The sequence below is a fragment of the Microbispora sp. NPDC046973 genome (assembly GCF_040644495.1).
Taxonomy (GTDB): Bacteria; Actinomycetota; Actinomycetes; order Streptosporangiales; family Streptosporangiaceae; genus Microbispora.
Window position 1 is genome coordinate 199,593 of record NZ_JBEYWQ010000013.1, and the last position, 14,007, is coordinate 213,599.

General features: G+C 71.8%; 16 protein-coding genes. 9 read left to right on the top strand and 7 right to left on the bottom strand.

What is annotated here, in order from left to right; genetic code table 11:
• Positions 1-37 precede the first annotated feature (37 nt).
• Positions 38-943, top strand: a complete 906-nt coding sequence (locus ABZ860_RS24140) for a sucrase ferredoxin (protein WP_357224009.1) — start codon at positions 38-40, stop codon at positions 941-943.
• A 116-nt stretch (positions 944-1,059) separates the two neighbouring features.
• Positions 1,060-1,374 (top strand): WhiB family transcriptional regulator, encoded by a 315-nt coding sequence (locus ABZ860_RS24145; protein WP_076434697.1) that lies wholly within the window; start codon positions 1,060-1,062, stop codon positions 1,372-1,374.
• 87 nt (positions 1,375-1,461) lie between these two features.
• On the opposite strand, the gene ABZ860_RS24150 is transcribed toward ABZ860_RS24145, so the two are convergent.
• The 4 genes from ABZ860_RS24150 to ABZ860_RS24165 form a co-directional block, all read right to left on the bottom strand.
• The gene (locus tag ABZ860_RS24150; protein WP_357224103.1) at positions 1,462-2,133 is read right to left on the bottom strand and encodes a phosphoribosyltransferase family protein; all 672 of its coding nucleotides are present in this window, start codon (positions 2,131-2,133) and stop codon (positions 1,462-1,464) included.
• Positions 2,134-2,181: 48 nt separating this feature from the next.
• Positions 2,182-3,282, bottom strand: a complete 1,101-nt coding sequence (gene rsgA, locus ABZ860_RS24155; protein ID WP_357224012.1) for a ribosome small subunit-dependent GTPase A — start codon at positions 3,280-3,282, stop codon at positions 2,182-2,184.
• Between the two features lie 278 nt (positions 3,283-3,560).
• Positions 3,561-4,820: a serine hydroxymethyltransferase gene (glyA, locus tag ABZ860_RS24160; protein WP_357224015.1), complete on the bottom strand. Its 1,260-nt coding sequence runs from the start codon at positions 4,818-4,820 to the stop codon at positions 3,561-3,563.
• A gap of 285 nt (positions 4,821-5,105) precedes the next feature.
• Positions 5,106-6,080: a YihY/virulence factor BrkB family protein gene (locus tag ABZ860_RS24165; RefSeq protein WP_357224018.1), complete on the bottom strand. Its 975-nt coding sequence runs from the start codon at positions 6,078-6,080 to the stop codon at positions 5,106-5,108.
• A 198-nt stretch (positions 6,081-6,278) separates the two neighbouring features.
• On the opposite strand from ABZ860_RS24165, the gene ABZ860_RS24170 reads away from it, so the two are divergent.
• The 6 genes from ABZ860_RS24170 to ABZ860_RS24195 all read left to right on the top strand — a co-directional run bounded on the left by ABZ860_RS24170 (position 6,279) and on the right by ABZ860_RS24195 (position 10,210).
• Positions 6,279-6,413, top strand: coding sequence for a hypothetical protein (locus ABZ860_RS24170; RefSeq protein WP_357224020.1), 135 nt, complete (start codon positions 6,279-6,281; stop codon positions 6,411-6,413).
• 80 nt (positions 6,414-6,493) lie between these two features.
• Positions 6,494-6,577 carry a putative leader peptide gene (locus ABZ860_RS24175; protein WP_357054749.1) on the top strand — a complete coding sequence of 28 codons (84 nt, stop codon included), beginning with the start codon at positions 6,494-6,496 and terminating at the stop codon, positions 6,575-6,577.
• Between the two features lie 147 nt (positions 6,578-6,724).
• On the top strand, positions 6,725-8,407 hold the full coding sequence (locus ABZ860_RS24180) for a nitrite/sulfite reductase (protein ID WP_357224023.1): 1,683 nt from the start codon (positions 6,725-6,727) through the stop codon (positions 8,405-8,407).
• A gap of 115 nt (positions 8,408-8,522) precedes the next feature.
• Complete coding sequence (locus ABZ860_RS24185; protein WP_142563833.1) at positions 8,523-8,678, top strand: Insertion element protein; 156 nt, start codon at positions 8,523-8,525, stop codon at positions 8,676-8,678.
• A 60-nt stretch (positions 8,679-8,738) separates the two neighbouring features.
• Complete coding sequence (locus ABZ860_RS24190; protein ID WP_357224026.1) at positions 8,739-9,467, top strand: phosphoadenylyl-sulfate reductase; 729 nt, start codon at positions 8,739-8,741, stop codon at positions 9,465-9,467.
• On the top strand, positions 9,464-10,210 hold the full coding sequence (locus tag ABZ860_RS24195) for a sirohydrochlorin chelatase (RefSeq protein WP_357224029.1): 747 nt from the start codon (positions 9,464-9,466) through the stop codon (positions 10,208-10,210). The genes ABZ860_RS24190 and ABZ860_RS24195 overlap by 4 nt, the downstream gene beginning before the upstream one ends.
• 1 nt (position 10,211) lies before the next feature.
• Here ABZ860_RS24195 and ABZ860_RS24200 read toward each other — a convergent pair whose 3' ends face one another.
• The 3 genes from ABZ860_RS24200 to ABZ860_RS24210 form a co-directional block, all read right to left on the bottom strand.
• A complete protein-coding gene (locus ABZ860_RS24200) occupies positions 10,212-10,991 on the bottom strand; it encodes a hypothetical protein (protein WP_357224032.1) in 780 nt (259 codons plus the stop codon).
• Between the two features lies 1 nt (position 10,992).
• Positions 10,993-11,490 (bottom strand): SigE family RNA polymerase sigma factor, encoded by a 498-nt coding sequence (locus tag ABZ860_RS24205; RefSeq protein ID WP_357224035.1) that lies wholly within the window; start codon positions 11,488-11,490, stop codon positions 10,993-10,995.
• Positions 11,491-11,622: 132 nt separating this feature from the next.
• Positions 11,623-12,312, bottom strand: a complete 690-nt coding sequence (locus ABZ860_RS24210) for a DUF1707 domain-containing protein (RefSeq protein ID WP_357224037.1) — start codon at positions 12,310-12,312, stop codon at positions 11,623-11,625.
• A gap of 145 nt (positions 12,313-12,457) precedes the next feature.
• Between ABZ860_RS24210 and ABZ860_RS24215 the strand changes: the two genes are divergently transcribed.
• Positions 12,458-14,002 carry an ankyrin repeat domain-containing protein gene (locus tag ABZ860_RS24215; RefSeq protein WP_357224039.1) on the top strand — a complete coding sequence of 515 codons (1,545 nt, stop codon included), beginning with the start codon at positions 12,458-12,460 and terminating at the stop codon, positions 14,000-14,002.
• Positions 14,003-14,007 lie beyond the last annotated feature (5 nt).

A 14,007-nucleotide genomic window follows, 5' to 3' on the forward strand; every position in this document is an offset into this window, starting at 1 on the left:
GTCTTACCTAAGAAACGCGAGAGAAGGACGGGTCCGGATGGCCAACGGGTGCGAGCACCCCGCCGCCTGCCACACGGGGGAGGCGCCGATCCTGGCGAGCGCGACCAAGAAGGGCCGCTTCTGGCTGCTCATCGAGCACGCGGGGCCCTGGGCCGGGGAACTGGAGGAGTGCCGGCTGCCTGGCGAGGTCCACCGGCTGATCTCCCGCGCCAGGGCTCTTGACATCCGGCCGCAACTGATCCGCCGGCCCGGCCGCCGCGAGGCCCTCACCGGCCCCCTGCACGTCTACGTCGCCGCGTCCGCGGTGGACGATCCGTGGCTCGCCGAGGGCTTCGTGGAGCGCCCCGACGATCTTGACCTGGGCGCTCTCGTGCACGGAGTGGTTCCGGAGTCCTGCATACTGGTGAACGAGCCGATGTACCTGGTCTGCACGCACGGCCGGCACAACGCGTGCTGTGCGCGTCTGGGACTCCCGCTGGCGCGGTTCCTCGACGAGAACCTGCCCGGCGAAGTGTGGGAAACCACACATGTCGGCGGCGATCGATACGCCGCCAACCTCGTATGCTTGCCACACGGGCTTTACTACGGCAGCATGTCTCAGGCTGCTGCGATCGCGGCGGCAAACGCGTACCGGCACGGCGAGGTCGTCCTCGACCGTTTCCGGGGACGCGCGGGTATCCCTGAGCCACTGCAGGCCGCCGAGCACTTCGTCCGGGCTCACACCGGCGAGATCTCGGTCGGCGGGGTGGCCGTGGAATCCTCCCGGTCGGTTGACGACACCACGATCTGCGTCGTGCGGCGCACGACGGAGAGTGGGACGTCGCGGTTTCGGGTCGTGGTCGAGCCCACGGTGTTCACGGCACCGTGCGGGTTGACCTGCGCCGACGGAATCCCGACCTACAGGTTGGCCGAGCTGAGCGAGCTCACGCCGGTATTGACCTGAGGGCTCCGCCCCGGAGCCGGGAACACCACGGCCTATCCCGGCGTTGGCACAAGGGACGCCACAAGCGTCCAATGCGGCACAAACACTGAAATACCTCTCACCAAAGGTGGTTTCTCATGTCTCAGGTACGTCGGCAGCTCGCCCGCCCGCGCCCCAGCTGGGGTTGGCAGGATGATGCCGCGTGCCGGGGAGAGGACCTGGTGCTGTTCTTCGGTCCTGACGGCGAGCGTCAGCCCGAGCGCGACATCCGGGAGCGCAAGGCCAAGGCCATCTGCGCTCAGTGTCCTGTGCGAGCGGAGTGCCTCGACTACGCGCTCTCCCGCCCGGAGAAGTACGGCACGTGGGGCGGCCTCAACGAGGACGAGCGCGCGTCCGAGCGCCGCCGTCGTATGCGCCGCGCCGCCAGCGCCGGCATCAGCGCCGTCGCCTGAGCGTTTCCCCCTTCCCCGACACGCGTCACCGCAGGGCGCTTCGCGTCCCGTCCCCCGATGTGGGCGACGGCACACGCGGAGCGCCCTTCAGGTGTCATCCGTCCCTCCACCCTCGGCAGCGGCCAGCAGGCCCAGCACGTCGTCATCGGTGAGCTGGTCGAACCGCCGATACCACTGGCCCACCGCCCAGAAGTTCTCCGGCGTGGCCGGCACGACGACCTCGTCCGCCTCGCCCCGCATCGTCTCCACCGTCTCGGGAGCGGCGACCGGCACCGCCAGCGTCACCCGGCCCCGCCCCGCCTGGATCGTCCGTACGGCCCGCAGCGCCGCGCGGGCCGTTCCTCCGGTCGCCAGGCCGTCGTCCACCACGATCACGTCACGGCCGCGCAGTTCGGGCAGCGGCCGGTCCCCCCGATAGACCCGCACCCGCCTGGCCAGCTCACGCCGCTCCCGCCCGGTCACCTCCGCCACGTCCTCCGGTTCCAGGCCGAGCCGGTCGAGCATCTCGGTGTCGAACACGGGCCGCCCGCCCTCCGCGATCGCGCCGACCCCGAGCTCGGGCCGGGCCGGATGCCCGATCTTCCGGGTCACCAGCACGTCGAGCGGGGCGCGCAGCCGCTCCGCGATCGGCGCGGCCACCGCCACGCCGCCGCGCGGCAGGGCGAGCACCACCGGATCCCGCGGGCTCATGTCCCACAGGATCTCGGCGAGCAACGTCCCCGCCTCGGCGCGGTCGGCGTACGGCAGCCGCACCCGCATCGTCTTCACGCCCCGGTCATACCCGCCCGGGACGGGAGGCACCCGAGCCTACGGGCGGCTCATGCCCCGCATCTGCTTGTGGATGGTCTTCCACTTGCGGGTCTCCTCGGCGCGCAGCCGGGCGTCGGTGCGGCGGGCCATCCAGGCGGCCTCGCGCTGGAGCCTGTTCCAGCTCTCCAGCCGCCGCTCGGGCAGCTCGCCCGACTCGACCGCCGCCAGCACCGCGCAACCCGGCTCCTCCCGGTGCCGGCAGTCGGAGAACCGGCAGCCCTCGGCCAGCTCCTCGATGTCGGAGAAGACCAGGTCGACGCCCTCGCTCATCTCGTACAGCCCGACCCGGCGGATGCCGGGGGTGTCGATGACGAGCCCGCCGCCGGGCAGCGGGATGAGCTGCCGGTGGACGGTGGTGTGCCTGCCCCGCCCGTCGCCGGCCCTGACCTGCTGGGTCTCCATGACCTCGGCGCCGGCGAGAGCGTTGACGAGCGTGGACTTGCCCGCGCCCGACGGGCCGAGGACCACCGCGGTCCCCGAGGGGCCGAGGTGGGCGCGCACCAGGTCCACGCCGTCGCCGGTGAGCGAGCAGACCGGATGGACGTCGACGCCCGGCGCCGCCGCCACGACGTCGGCGAGGAGATCGTCCAGACCCTGGTCGAAGAGGTCGGCCTTGGTGACGAGCACGACCGGGCGGGCGCCGCTCTCCCAGGCGAGCGCCACAAGGCGCTCGATCCTGCCGAGATCGGCGAAGTCCGTGGCGTGCATGGACGGCTCGGCCACGAAGACCACGTCGACGTTGGCGGCGAGCACCTGGCCCTGGCCGTCGCCCGACAGCCCTCCGCGCGAGTCGCGGCTCACGCCGCCCCGGACGAAGGCCGTGCGGCGGGGCAGCACCTCGGTCAGTTCGCGGCGGCCCTCGTCGAGCGGGGTGAGCGCGACCCAGTCCCCCACGCACGGAAGCGCGAGCGGATCGGCCGCCGCGGCCCTGCGTACGCGGGCGCCGAACCGCGCCTGATGGGTTCCGTCGGCGGCGATGACCTCGGCGGCGCCCCGGTCGACCCGCGCCACACGCGCGGGAACGGCGCCGCCGGGCAGGTCGGGGAGCTGCTCCGCGAGCCCGTCGTGCCAGCCGAGAAGAGAAAGATCGTTGAACACTGCTGGTGAACACCCTTCGGAAACCGGGTGTCCCAGCGAGAGGAGACTAGGCGGACACCCGGGAGTTGACGGACGGCATGGTCGTCAGAAAGACCCGCATAGTCCTCACCTCCCTGGTCCTGGCCGCCCGGTGGCGGCGACGGGGGAACACTAGCAGCACCGCCACGGCCCCGCGCAACCGATTAAATCCGTCCTGACCCGCGCTGTGGGACGCGACGAGAACGGCTCCCCGCGGCCTCGTGGGGCCGCGGGGAGCCGTCGCTCGTCGATGTCGCCGATCAGGACAGGCCGGGCGCGGGGAACCGGCTCGTCAGCTCGGTGACCTCGCCGTGCACCCGGGCGATCACGTCCTCCGCGTCGCCCTTGGCCACGGCGGTGACGACCTCGTCCATCCACGCGGCGATCTGGCGCATCTCGGCCTCGCCCATCCCGCGCGAGGTGACCGACGGCGTGCCGATGCGGATGCCCGACGGGTCGAACGGCTTGCGCGGGTCGAAGGGCACGGTGTTGTAGTTGGTCTCCAGGCCGGCCCGGTCGAGAGCCTGCGCGGCCGGCTTGCCCCCGACGCCCTTGGACGTGAGGTCCATCAGGATCAGGTGGTTGTCGGTGCCGCCGGAGACCAGGTCGAACCCGCGGGCGAGCAGCTCGTCGGCGAGCGCCTGGGCGTTCTTCACGATCTGCGCGGCGTACGCCTTGAACTCCGGCTGGGCGGCCTCGTGCAGGGCGACGGCGATGGCGGCGGTGGTGTGGTTGTGCGGGCCGCCCTGGAGGCCGGGGAACACGGCCTTGTCGAGCGCCTTGGCGACATCGTCGGAGTTCGCCATGAGCATCGCGCCGCGCGGGCCGCGCAGGGTCTTGTGGGTGGTCGTGGAGATCACGTCCGCGTGCCCGACCGGCGAGGGGTGGGCGCCGCCGGCGACGAGGCCCGCGATATGGGCGATGTCGGCCGCAAGCACCGCGCCGACCTCCTTGGCGATCTCGGCGAAGGCCGGGAAGTCGATCGTGCGCGGGATCGCGGTGCCGCCGCAGAAGATCAGCTTGGGCCGGTGCTCGAGCGCCAGCGCGCGCACCTCGTCCAGGTCGATGCGGCCGGTGTCGCGGCGCACGCCGTACTTCACCGAGTTGAACCACTTGCCGGTGGCGGACACCGACCAGCCGTGCGTGAGGTGGCCGCCGAACGGCAGGCCCATGCCGAGCACGGTGTCACCCGGGTTCAGGAACGCCAGGTAGACGGCGAGGTTGGCGGGCGAGCCCGAGTACGGCTGAACGTTGGCGTGGCCCACGCCGAAGACCGACTTGGCCCGCTCGATCGCCAGCGTCTCGATCTTGTCGATGACCTGCTGGCCCTCGTAGTAGCGCTTGCCCGGGTAGCCCTCGGAGTACTTGTTGGTGAGGACGGTCCCGGTCGCCTCCAGGACGGCCCGGGACACGTAGTTCTCGGACGCGATCAGCTTGACGGTGTCGGCCTGCCGCCGTTCCTCCGCCCTGATCAGTTCGGCGATCTCGGGATCGACGGCGTTCAGCGAGTTCTCGGCCATGGCGCCTTCCTTCTCCACGTCGACGGCGGCGGCGACCCAGGCGCACGGCCTCCGCAGATTCGCTCCCCGGTGGTGCCCCACCTGCGCCCCATCGGGCGCCCCAGCGCCAGTCGCGATGCCTTCAACACTATCGGAGCGCGCCCCGTCCGAGTGCCGCAGCCGCGGTCGCTCCGGGGAAGACGTCGGCCGCGGAGGTCACCGGCTCCCCCGCGCCTGCTCGGGTGACAGGTAATGCCCGCCTCGTGGATGGCGGCGAGGGCCGTCGCGACGCCGACGGCGGAAAGATCAGCCTTTGCCCGACTTGCGGTGATGATGCTCGTGCCGGGTGGCGCCGCCCAGCGGCCAGAGCCGGTCCACCTCCGCGTTCAGCGTCGCCCCGATGAGCACGGCGAGCGCGGTGATGTAGAGCCACAGCAGCACGGCGATCGGCGCGGCGAGGGAGCCGTAGATCGACAGCGGGGTGAACCAGGCCGCCAGCACCTCGCGCAGGAAGGCGGCGCACACGATCCAGATCACCAGCGCCAGCACGGCCCCCGGGGTCTCGCGCCACCAGCGCGTCCGGTGCGGCACGCTCACGTGATAGAGCAGCGTGAGCATCAGCACCGAGCCGATCACGACCACGGGCCAGTAGAGAACGGTCACGAGCGCGGCATACCTGGGCAGGGCGGTGGACATCAGGGTGGGCCCGATGACCAGGACCGGCATGACGACCAGCCCGATCAGCAGCGCGGCGAGGTAGAGGCCGAACGACATCACCCGGGTGCGGATGATCCCCCGGGTCTCCCCCAGGCCGTACGCGATGGATATCAGGTCCACGTAGACGAACAGGGCCCGCGAGCCCGACCACAGCGACAGCAGGAAGCCGACGGAGATCAACGAGACCTGGCCGCCGCTCAGCACGTCGGTGAGCAGCGGCTTCACGACTCGCTCGACGGTGTTGTGGGTGAACAGCAGCTCGGACTGTTCCACGACCCAGCGCCTGATCTCGCCGATGGCGGCCGGGCCGAGCAGCCCGCTCAGATGGCCCATGACGCCGAGCAGCCCGAGCACGAACGGCGGCAGCGACAGCAGCGCGAAGAACGCCGCCTCGCCCGCGAGGCCGGTCACCCGGTAGTTGACGCCCGCCATCGTGGTCGCCTTGACCAGGGCCCAGAGGTTGGGGTTGGTGTCGCGCAGCCAGGTGAGACGCGCCCGGGCGAGCGCCATGCCCTTGCGCGTGAAATGCCGCGGCCTGCGCGACGGCGCGTCCGTGGAGGTCATGGCACCCAACCGGTCATGAGAACTGGGCTCTACCCGCTGCCGCGGCGGTTAGTACGGGACCTGCGGGCGGATTGTCGCCGCCCAGGATAGGGGCCACCGCCCTCTGCCCGCGAGAACCGTGTTTCCCGCGTCACCATCGGGGCGCTCGAATCCCTCTCCGGTCCGCTCGGTTCGCAGCACGGCGTTCACAATGGAGACATGATCTGCCGAGCGTGCAGGGAGCACCGCCACGAGGAGTGCCGCGGCGGGTCCTGGTGCGACTGCCAGCATCAGGAGCCGTCCGAGAAGGAACACGAGGCCGAGCCGCCGGAGAACTGGGTCCGCAAGGGCTGATGTCCGTCATATAGCCGTCACAATCCCGCATCCTGGACACGAACTTGGACATCCAGGATCTCAGAGGTATCGTTTGGGACATGCCAGCGGACCCGTTGCTCGTCGTGCGACGCCACGTCGATCTCCTGCGTGTCCGTAGCGCGATCTGTATCGACGCCGGCTGACCGTCGCCCTCCGCTGATCCATCCCGGGCGCTCGGCCAGGCGTCGTTTTCGTATGCCCTCACACTCGACGGCGAGGTGAGAGGCCGCCTGCGCCGGTGTCCGCCGAAACCCGATCTCAGACCGAGCCTCGGAGAAGGACGTGTGCCCATGAGCACCCCGGCCCGCCCGGCGAACCGCCACCACAAGCGCCCGCGCGGCGAAGGTCAGTGGGCTCTCGGTTACCGTGAGCCGCTGAACAAGAACGAGGAGAACAAGAAGGCCGACGACGGGCTGAACGTCCGTCAGCGGATCATCGACATCTACTCGAAGGGCGGCTTCGACTCGATCGACCCCGCCGACCTGCGCGGCCGTTTCCGCTGGTTCGGCCTGTACACCCAGCGCAAGCCCGGCATCGACGGCGGCAAGACCGCGATCCTGGAGCCCGAGGAGCTGGACGACCGCTACTTCATGCTGCGCGTCCGCATCGACGGCGGCCGGCTCAGCCTGGAGCAGCTCCGGGTGATCGCGGACATCTCCAACGAGTACGCCAGGGGCACCGCCGACGTCACCGACCGCCAGAACATCCAGCTCCACTGGATCGCCATCGAGTCCGTCCCGGACATCTGGCGACGGCTGGAGGCGGTCGGCCTGTCGACCACCGAGGCGTGCGGCGACACCCCTCGTGTCATTCTCGGCTGCCCCCTGGCCGGGATCGACGCCGACGAGGTGATCGACGGCACGGAACAGATCCGCGAGATCTACGACCGCTACATCGGGGACAAGGCGTTCTCGAACCTGCCGCGCAAGTTCAAGACCGCGGTCAGCGGCTGCCCGGCCCACTGCACGGTCCATGAGATCAACGACGTCGCGTTCGTCGGCGTGGTGAACGAGCAGGGCGAGCGCGGCTTCGACGTCTGGGTGGGCGGCGGCCTGTCGACCAACCCGATGTTCGCCAAGCGGCTCGGCGCGTTCGTCCGGCCCGAGCAGGTCCACGAGGTGTGGGCCGGGGTGGCGGGGATCTTCCGCGACTACGGCTACCGCCGCCTGCGGCACCGGGCGCGGATCAAGTTCCTTGTCAACGACTGGGGCGCGGAGAAGTTCCGTCAGGTCCTCGAGACCGAGTACCTCAAGTACGCCCTGCCGGACGGCCCGGCCCCGCAGACGCCGCGCAGCGGCCGACGCGACCACGTGGGCGTCCACCCGCAGCGGGACGGCAACTTCTACGTCGGCTTCGCCCCCCGGGTGGGCCGCCTGGACGGCGACACCCTGCACCGCATCGCCGACATCGCCGAGCGGCACGGGTCCGGCCGGGTCCACACGACGGTCGAGCAGAAGATGGTCATCCTCGACGTCGCCCCGGACAAGGTGGAGTCGATCGTGTCGGAGCTTGAGGCGGCCGACCTGCGGGTCAACCCGTCCACCTTCCGCCGTCAGACGATGGCCTGCACCGGCATCGAGTACTGCAAGCTCGCGATCGTCGAGACCAAGGCGACCGCGTCGGCACTGATCGACGAGCTGGAGCGGCGCCTGCCGGACTTCGCCGAGCCGCTGACCATCAACGTCAACGGCTGCCCCAACTCCTGCGCCCGTATCCAGGTCGCCGACATCGGCCTGAAGGGCCAGCTCGTGGTCAACGACAAGGGCGAGCAGGTCGAGGGCTACCAGGTCCACCTGGGCGGCTCGGTCGGGCTCAACCCGAGCTTCGGCCGGAAGGTGCGCGGGCTCAAGGCCACGGCCGAGGAGCTGCCCGACTACGTGGAGCGGGTCGTGCGCAACTTCGAGAAGCAGAAGAACGACGGCGAGACCTTCGCCGAGTGGGTCCAGCGCGCCGACGAGGCCGACCTGAAATGAGCACCGAGGGCGCGGTGGCGTCTGGACTGAGGAGCGCGCGGGAGCGAAGCGACCAGAGCGAGACGAGGCAAGCGCCACCACAAAAGCGCCCGAGGCCGGCGAGCGGAGCGAGTCAATGAGCACCGAGAGGGCCGCGCCGTTCTACTGCCCGTACTGCGGCGAGGAGGACCTGGAGCCCTACGTGACCGAGGAGGAGAGCCACGGATGGTACTGCAGGTCCTGTGCCCGTGCCTTCCGGGTGAAATTCCTCGGCCTCGGCGTGCGTTCGTGATCCCCGAGGGCTTTCATCCAATCATCCGATGAACCAATGAACGACGTGTGAGGAGTACCGATGTCGGTGGCGGAGATAGAGGCAGGGCTGGAGCGGCAGCGGGTGACGCTGGACCTCCAGGGAATCGTGGAGTCCGCGGCGCGCTTCCTTGAGGACGCGCCCGCCCGGGAGATCATCCGGTGGGCCGCGGCCACCTTCGGCGACCGCCTCTGTCTCACCTCGTCGATGAGCGACGCCCTGCTGATCGACCTGGTCAGCAGGGTCAAGCCCGGCGTCGACGTGCTGTTCATCGACACGGGCTACCACTTCGCCGAGACCATCGGCACGCGGGACGCGGTCGAGGCGGTCTACAAGGTCAACGTGATCAACGTGAAGCCGTCCAGGACCGTCGAGGAGCAGGACCGCGACCTGGGGCCGCGCCTGTACGGGCGCAACCCCGACCTGTGCTGCTACCTGCGCAAGGTCGAGCCGCTCAACCGGGCGCTCGAGCCGTACCTCGCCTGGGTGTCGGGCATCCGCCGCGACGAGTCGCCCACCAGGGCGAACACCAAGGTCGTGGAGTGGGACGCCAAGCGGCAGATGGTGAAGGTCAACCCGATCGCCCGGTGGACCCAGGAGGACGTGGACAACTACATCGCCGACAACGGCGTCCTGATCAACCCGCTGCACTACGACGACTACCCCTCGATCGGCTGCGCCCCCTGCACCCGCCGCGTGGCGCCGGGTGAGGACCCGCGCAGCGGCCGCTGGGCCGGTCTCGGCAAGATCGAGTGCGGCATCCACCTGTGACGACCGTCCCGCACGCAGGCGCGCCGCTGATCGCGGTGGCGCACGGGTCCCGCGACCCGCGCGCCGCCGCGACCGTGGAGGCGCTGCTCGACGGCGTACGGCTGGCGCGGCCCGGCCTGGACGTGCGCGCCGCCTATCTCGACCACGCCACGCCGTCGCTGCCGCAGGCGCTGTCGGGCCTGGACGAGGCCGTCGTGCTCCCCCTGCTGCTCACCGCCGCCTACCACAGCCGGGTGGACATCCCGGCGGCGCTGCGGGAGGCGGCCGGCCGCACGCCGCGGCTGCGGGCCGTCTGCGGCGCCACGCTCGGCCCGCACCCGTTGCTCGTCCGGGCCCTCGAACGCCGCCTCGCCGAGGCCGGCGTGGAGATCGGCGACCCGGACACCGCCGTGGTGCTCGTCTCGGCCGGTTCCAGCGACCGCCGGGCGAACGCGACGATCGCCGCCGTCGCCCGCGAGTGGGCGCGCACCCGGCCCTGGTGGTCGGTCACCGCCGCCTACGCCTCGGCCGCCGCGCCCACGCCCCGGGACGAGGTCGTACGACTGACGCGCGCGGGCGCCCCGAAGGTCGTGGTGGCGCCTTACCTGCTGGCCCCCGGCCACTTCGCCGACGTGGTGGAGCGCGACACCCTGGAGGCCGGGGCGCACGCCGTCGCCGGCGTCCTCGGCCCCGCCCCCGAACTGGTCGCGCTCCTGCTCGAGCGCCACGCGGAGGCCGTACGCGCCGCGGCCGCGGCCGCCTGACCTACTCGGCGGGGAACGACGGCCGGTCGCACGCGGACGACAGGATCTCCTGCCCGTTCGGCTTGCGGATCACGATGTCCCTGTCACAGTTGATGGGCGTCGGCGCCACGGCCAGCAGCCACGCCTCCCGGATCGTCACCCGGGCGCGGGTGCGATACTCGCCGGTCTCGCCGACGACCCGCTCGGCCTCCTGCTCGCCGAGCGCGGGAACCGGTGCCCCGGGTTCGCCGTCCACCGCCACCCGCCCGACCGGCACCAGCGCCACGGCCACCTCGTTGGCTCCCGTCAGGTCCCTGCCGGACTCGTCGATCCACGAGATCAGGTGGTCGACCTGGTCGCTCTGGACGCCGCAGACGCCCTGGGCCTCCAGCCGGCCGTTCAGCCAGACGAACCCGTAGGACGGCTCACGGCAGTCGACCTCCACGTTCACCGACTCGCTGATGCCCGTGTAGGGGAACCGCAGGACGCGTCCGCCCGTCTCGATCTCCTTGTCGAGGAACACCCGCTGCCCCGCGAGGTACGACACCCCCGGGGTGAGCGAAGGGCGGGCCATGGCGGCGGCGTCCGGACCGCCGGCCGGTGCGATCGTGACCGTGCGCGGCGCGGTGGCCGCCATGACCACGGCCGCAAGGCCGGCGGCCAGCGCCGCTCCCGCCGCGCCGCGACGGCGGCGGATGCGCCGCACCCGCCGGTCGACGTCGGCCACGGTGACGCCCGCGCCCCTGCCCTCGGAGGCGTCCCGGGCGAGCAGGTCACGCAGATCGTCGTCGGTCATCGTCATGTCAGCCCTCCAGGCTCATCGCGGCGCGGGCGGCGGAATCGGCGCGCAGCCGGGCCAGGGCCCTGCTCGCCTGGCTCCGCACGGTGGCGACCGAGCAGCCGAGGATCTCCGCGATCTGGGCGTCACCCAGGTCGGCGAAGTAGCGCAGCACGATCACGGCGCGCTGTTTCGGCGGCAGGCAGGTGAGGGCCTGCCGTACGGCGTCGCGGGCGCCGAGCAGGTCGGCGCAGTCGCCGACGGCCGGTTCCGGCAGCACCTCGGTGGGCCGCTCGCCCCGCCAGCGCCTGCGCCACCAGGAGGCGTGGGTGTTGGCCAGGATGCGGTAGACGTACGGGTCGGGGTTCTCGCCGACCCTGCGCCAGGCGAGCCATGCCTTGGCCAGCGCCGTCTGGAGCAGGTCCTCCGCGGTGGCCCAGTCGCGGCAGAGCAGGTAGGCCGTCCGCAGCAGTCGGTCCGAGCGCTGCTCGACGTAGCGCTCGAAGTCGGCCCGGTCGCGCATGTGCGGCCCCCAGGTTCTCGGTGATCCATCGGTGAACGGTCACCGATGACTACGCCCTGGGAACGCCCCGCCGTTGCCTCGTCCGGCCGTCCGGCCGGCGACCGGCGGCGCCGCCCGCCTCGGTGGGCCCGATCAGTGCAGGCCGCGGTGACGGCGGTCGGGGATGTCGTATCCGCCGTAGCCCGGGCGCTGACGGCGCTCCTGCCACCACTCGCTCCAGGCGAACCAGCCGCGCTTGATCGGCTCGGCCCGGGAGTCGCCGATGATCTTCACGTCGCCCATCAGCACGTACGCCGTGACCTTGACGACGGGGGCGGACTGGCCGCGCGGCGCCTCGACCACCTGGACCTTCTTGTCCCCCATGATCGTGACGCCGGAGAGCTCCACGTCGACGCCGTCCGGCACGATGATCTTCACGTCGCCCATCACGCACGTGGCGACGATGTCCACCTCACGCCCGCGCACCTCGGCCTGGCGCAGGTCGAGGACCACGTCGCCCATCACGCAGACCGCGCCGATGCCGTCGTCGATCCGCCACGAGCCGGTCCTCTTGGCGTCGCCCATCACCGCCACGACCCACTTGCGCATCCTGCCCTGCGGGGCGGCAGGCACGGCGGGCGCGGGCCCGGGAGCCGGGGCGGCGCCCGGCAGGTCGGCGGTGATCTGGGCGAGCTCGCCGTGGGTCTGCGCCAGATAGGCGGCCTCGGTCCGCTCGGTCAGTTCCGCGAGGGTCAGCCGCCCCTCCGCGGACGCCACGCGCAGCTGTTCCACCACGGACTCGCGTTCGGCGTCGGATGCCCGCATACCACCCGGATCGTTCACGCCCTTCACCGTATCCCGCCCGGCCCCGCTCTCCCTCCTCCCTGGGAACGATCCTGGGAGACGATCCTGGGAGACGATCCTGGGAGACGATCCGGAGACGATCCCTGCGGACGAGGCCAGGACGGGGCTGTGTGAGCATGGAAACGTGACCCGCAGCAGGTTGCTGGAGGCGATAGCGGGAGGGGACGTCGCGCGGGTGGCGGCGATGCTGCACCCGGACACCGCCGTGAACCCCGCTCAGGGGACGACGCCGCTCTATCGGGCGGCCGTCGGCGGTCACCACGACATCGTCAGGCTGCTCCTGGAATACGGCGCCGACCCGGACCAGCCGAGCGGGGGCCACGAGGAGGGCCTTCCGCTCTGCGCTGCGGCGTGCTGGGACCACGCCGAGACCGTGCAGGCGCTGCTCGACGGCGGCGCCGACCCCGACGCGGCGGAGAAGGGCGGCTGGACGGCCCTGCTGTGGGCCGCGGCCAACGGCAACCTGGAGTCGGCCGACATCCTGCTCGACGCCGGGGCCGATCCCGGCCGGGCCGACGACGACGGCGACACCCCGCTCACGCTGGCCGCGATCTTCGGGGCGTACGGGATCGTCTGGTCCCTGCTGGAGCACGGCGCCGACCCGTCCGCGCCGGGCTGGGACGGCGCGACCCCGCTGGAGATCGCCGCGCGGCTGGCGTCGGTGGATCTCGAAGCCGTGTTGCGCGAGGAGGTCTCCGCCAGGGTGGAGGGCGAGCACACGGTGCTGGTGGTCCACGCCGCCGCTCCGGACGGCACCCGGCGGGTCACGGTCGAGGCGCGCGGCCCCGACGGCGACTACTCGATCACCCGCCAGCACGGGCACGCCGCCGTCGCGACGGCCCTGGAGGCGGCTCTCGGCCTGCGGCCCCCCGCGGACGTGCTGCTCAGGCGCGCGCTGCCCTACCGCGAACTGGACGAGGACGACGAGACGTGGTGGGCGGCCGTCCACGCGCTCCAGTCCCGTCACGACGAGGAGACGTTCCTGGCGCTGGCCGGGCTGTGCGAGAGCGACGACCCGGTGGAGCGGGAGTTCGGCGTCGACGTGCTCGCGGAGTTCGGCCAGGAGACGGGCTTCGGCAAGCAGGCGGGTTTCGGCAAGCAGGCGGGTTTCGGCAAGGAGACGCGGGCCGGCCGGGGCGGGGGGCACGACCCCTACCGGGACCGCGTTCTGGAGATCCTGCGCGACATGGCCCGGCGCGAGACCGAGCCCGCGGTCGTCGAGGCGCTGCTCCACGCGTTCGGCCACCAGGCCGACGAACGGGCGTTCCCCGAGGTGCTCATGATCGTCAACAGTCCCGGCCGGGAGCCCACCGTCCACGACCCCATCGCGCTCGCCGCGGTCCTGCCCCCGGACGACGAGGACGGGCTGACCACGCTGATCCGGCTGAGCCGGTGCGCCGACGACGAGGTGCGCGACTGGGCCACGATGGGCATCGCGGGGCTGCCCGCCGACACCGCCGCCATCAGGGACGCCCTGGTCACCCGGCTGACCGACCGCGATCTGACGACGGTGGCCGAGGCCGCGCGGGGCCTGGCCGGGCGCGGCGACCGGCGCGCCATCGAGGGCGTCCACCGGGTGCTGTGCGAGGCGGGCGCCGACCAGGACTACGCGCGTGACCTCGCCCTGGAGGCGGCCCAGGAGCTCGGACTGGAGATTTCGGGCGCCTGACCGTT

Bases quoted from the DNA above. Each gene is read 5' to 3' on its own strand.
- ABZ860_RS24140 (WP_357224009.1), top strand. From the start codon at position 38: ATGGCCAACGGGTGCGAGCACCCCGCCGCCTGCCACACGGGGGAGGCG.
- ABZ860_RS24145 (WP_076434697.1), top strand. From the start codon at position 1,060: ATGTCTCAGGTACGTCGGCAGCTCGCCCGCCCGCGCCCCAGCTGGGGT.
- ABZ860_RS24150 (WP_357224103.1), bottom strand. From the start codon at position 2,133: ATGCGGGTGCGGCTGCCGTACGCCGACCGCGCCGAGGCGGGGACGTTG.
- glyA (WP_357224015.1), bottom strand. From the start codon at position 4,820: ATGGCCGAGAACTCGCTGAACGCCGTCGATCCCGAGATCGCCGAACTG.
- ABZ860_RS24165 (WP_357224018.1), bottom strand. From the start codon at position 6,080: ATGACCTCCACGGACGCGCCGTCGCGCAGGCCGCGGCATTTCACGCGC.
- ABZ860_RS24170 (WP_357224020.1), top strand. From the start codon at position 6,279: ATGATCTGCCGAGCGTGCAGGGAGCACCGCCACGAGGAGTGCCGCGGC.
- ABZ860_RS24175 (WP_357054749.1), top strand. From the start codon at position 6,494: ATGCCAGCGGACCCGTTGCTCGTCGTGCGACGCCACGTCGATCTCCTG.
- ABZ860_RS24180 (WP_357224023.1), top strand. From the start codon at position 6,725: ATGAGCACCCCGGCCCGCCCGGCGAACCGCCACCACAAGCGCCCGCGC.
- ABZ860_RS24185 (WP_142563833.1), top strand. From the start codon at position 8,523: ATGAGCACCGAGAGGGCCGCGCCGTTCTACTGCCCGTACTGCGGCGAG.
- ABZ860_RS24190 (WP_357224026.1), top strand. From the start codon at position 8,739: ATGTCGGTGGCGGAGATAGAGGCAGGGCTGGAGCGGCAGCGGGTGACG.
- ABZ860_RS24200 (WP_357224032.1), bottom strand. From the start codon at position 10,991: ATGACGATGACCGACGACGATCTGCGTGACCTGCTCGCCCGGGACGCC.
- ABZ860_RS24205 (WP_357224035.1), bottom strand. From the start codon at position 11,490: ATGCGCGACCGGGCCGACTTCGAGCGCTACGTCGAGCAGCGCTCGGAC.